Origin of the sequence: Pseudomonas sp. HMWF006 (genome assembly GCF_003061205.1) — a bacterium.
GTDB classification, from domain to species: domain Bacteria; phylum Pseudomonadota; class Gammaproteobacteria; order Pseudomonadales; family Pseudomonadaceae; genus Aquipseudomonas; species Aquipseudomonas monsensis.
Genome location: NZ_QAIU01000389.1, coordinates 1 through 3,258, shown reverse-complemented (window position 1 = coordinate 3,258; position 3,258 = coordinate 1). Strand labels below are relative to the sequence as shown.

The window sequence follows — 3,258 nt, the reverse complement described above, 5'->3', positions numbered from 1 at the left end:
CGCCAGTGTCGGCCTGAACCTGGGCTGGAAAAACCTGCAGGTGGACGTCGATTACCAACGCAGCCTCAACACCCCAAGCGGTCTGCTGCACGAGCCGCAAACCTGGCTGATGCGCGTAGGGCTGCAGATATGACCGCTATCCATACAAACAACGCAGTGAACGAACAGCCGTCGGACCTGAGCGCGACAGCCACGGCCAAGACTAAAACGCGCGACGTGATGCCGTACTTACATGGAGACGTTTTTATGCCAGCACACACTTTTGCATTTCATCTTTCGCCTCGGGGCAAATTGCGCTGGGCCATCGCCAGCCTGTTCTTCGCCGTGCACCTGCCGAGCGCGCTCGCCGGCGGTGTCGTCGTCGCGCCCGGGCCGGGCGGTACCGCGCAATTGCAGACCCAGGGCGGTGTGCCCATCGTCAACATCGTCGCGCCCAATGGCTCGGGCCTGTCGCACAACCAGTTTCTCGATTACAACGTCGATCGTCAGGGTGTGGTGCTGAACAACGCCTTGCAGGCCGGGCAATCGCAGCTCGCCGGGCAACTGGCGGCCAACCCACAACTGCAAGGGCAGGCCGCGAGTGTGATCCTCAACGAAGTGATCAGCCGCAACCCGTCCGCCATCAACGGCGCGCAGGAAATCTTCGGTCGCCCCGCCGATTACGTGCTGGCCAACCCCAACGGCATCTCGGTCAATGGCGGCAGCTTTATCAATACGCCGAATGCCAATCTAGTGGTTGGTCGCCCGGAATTGAATGACGGCAAACTGCAAAGCCTGAACTCCCGCGACGCCAGCGGTCAGTTGCAGATTCAAAACGGTGGCCTGCGCAATGGCGAGGGCTCGATCAACCTGATTGCGCCGCGTATCGACAGCCAGGGCGCGATCACCGCCCGCGATCAACTGAACCTCACGGTCGGGCGCAATCAGGTCGATTACGCCAGTGGCCAGGTGAACGCGGTCGATCCGGCGGGCCACACCGCCGATCAACGCATCGACGCCAGCCTGTTCGGCGCGATGCAGGCCGGGCGCATCAATATTGTCAGCACCGCCGAAGGTGCCGGCGTGCGGGTGGGTGCGGTACAAGTCGCCGGGCGTGACGGTGTGCAGATTCGTTCGGCCGGCGACCTCAGTGTCAGCGGTGAAGCCGTGGCCAACAGCCTCGACGTCACCCGCGCCGGGATTCGCAGCAATCAGGGCGATATCGGTCTGCACAGTGGCAAGGACCTGACGTTGGCCGCCACCGATGTCAGTGGCCGTGACGTCACCGTCGAGGCCAAACGCAATCTGACCCTGAGCACGGTCGAGAGCCGCAAGCTCCAGGAAAAACGCGAGAACTGGAGCAACAGCACCATTGGCATCACCTGGGAAACCTACGACCGCACCCAGACCGATAGCGAAACCCGTCAGCACGGCAGCCAGATCGTCGCCAGTCGCGACGCGAAATTGGCCTCCGGTAAAGACACCGAACTGAAAGCCGCCAAGGTCGACGCGGCGCGGAAGCTCGACGTGCAGAGCGGCGGCGATCTGCGCCTGACTGCCGCCACTGAAAGCCACACCCAGACCGATCAAGGCAACCACCGCAAACACCTGTGGAAAGCCGACTGGAGCAGCAGCAACGAGGAGCAGCGCAGCGTCACCAGCCAGTTGAAGGCTGGCAACATCGCCCTGCAAACCGCCGCCTTGCTGCGCTCCGACGGCGCCGAACTGAACAGCGCCGGTGACCTGCATCTGGCGGGCAAACAGGTGGACATCAGCACCGCCGCACGCACCAGCCGCAGCAGTGACAACCGCTATTCCGGTGACCTCGTCGGCGGTGGTTTCTTCGGCAAGACCGGCGATGCCGACAAGGGCCAGACCCGGCATCAGGGCAGCAAGGTCAACGCCGGCGGAAAACTGATCGTCAAGGCTGACGACGTGCGCATCAGCGGCAGTCAGGTACGCGGCGGCACCGACGCCAGCGTGATCAGCGACAAGGGTTCGCTGATCATCGACGGCGTGCAGGACACTGCGCACAGCAATAACCACGACAAGGACAGCAAGTTCTTCGGCATCACCAAGGACGAATCGCGCCAGAACAGCAAAGACAGCACCACGGTGCGCAGCGAACTGGTGTCCGACAGCAACCTCAAGCTCAAGAGCGCCAAGGACATTGAGGTCGCCGGCTCGACGGTCGAGGCCGGTGGCGCGCTGACGGCGGATGCGACGGGGGATGTGAATGTGCATTCGGCGCAGAACACTCACGACAGCACTGACACCACGCAAACCCGTGGCTTCGATGCTTACGCCAAAGAACAAACGCCAGAGCAATATCGTGCCGGGATTCACTACGAAGACAAACAGCAAGCCGTGACCCGTCATGATGTCACTCAGCAAGGCTCCAGCCTCAGCGGTGGCAGTGTGCAGGTGAAGGCTGGCGGTGATGTCACGCTCAAAGGCGCGGAGGTGAAATCCACCGCTGGCGACACAACGTTGAGCGGCAAAAACGTGTCGTTGCTGGCCGAGGCAGACAGCCACAAAACCTCCACCGACACCTCCAGCACCGGCGGCGGTTTCTACTACACCGGCGGCCTCGACCGTGCTGGCAGTGGCGTCGATTTCGCCCACAGCACTGCGCAGGATTCGACCAGCAAAACCACCGCACAGACCACCAGCGTACAGAGCAGCGGTGGCTTGACCATCAATGCCGACAAACTCACCACCGAAGGTGCGCAGGTCAAGGCCGGTAATGGTCTGAATATTGCCGCCAACGAGATCGACAACCGTGCGGCCAGCAACACTGACAGCAGCACGCATAGCGAGAGCAACTGGTCGGCGGACATCGGTGCCAACGTCGAATACAAAGATATTGCTCGGCCGATCGCTGGCGCGGTGAAGGACGTGCTCAACGGCAAGGTGCCGGACAAGGACTCGCTGGCCAATCTCGGTCAGCCGAATGTCGGTATCGACGTTGCGGTCGGTCATGGCAGCGCCAGCAAATCCGAGCAGAGCAGCAACGCTGTGGTCAGCCGTTTTGACGGCGGCACTGTCGATGTGAAAACCACTGGCACGCTGCACGACCAAGGCACGCAATACAACGCCAGCGCCGGCCAGGTGAACATCAGCGCTGACAAACTGCTTGCCGACGCCGCGAGTAACACGCACAACAGCAGCGCTGATGCGGTGGATGCCAAGGTCGATGTGCGCGTCTACACCAAGACCGGTGAAGACGTGAACGTCGCTGGCAGCGGCGCGGGTGGCAGCAGTGCGTCGAGCAAGGAC

General features: G+C 62.2%; 1 protein-coding gene. It reads left to right on the top strand.

The window, feature by feature from the left end; all coding sequences use genetic code 11:
• Positions 1 to 246: 246 nt before the first annotated feature.
• Positions 247 to 3,258: hemagglutinin repeat-containing protein (locus DBR24_RS15940; RefSeq protein WP_128615236.1), on the top strand; the 3,012-nt coding region annotated here is incomplete at its 3' end.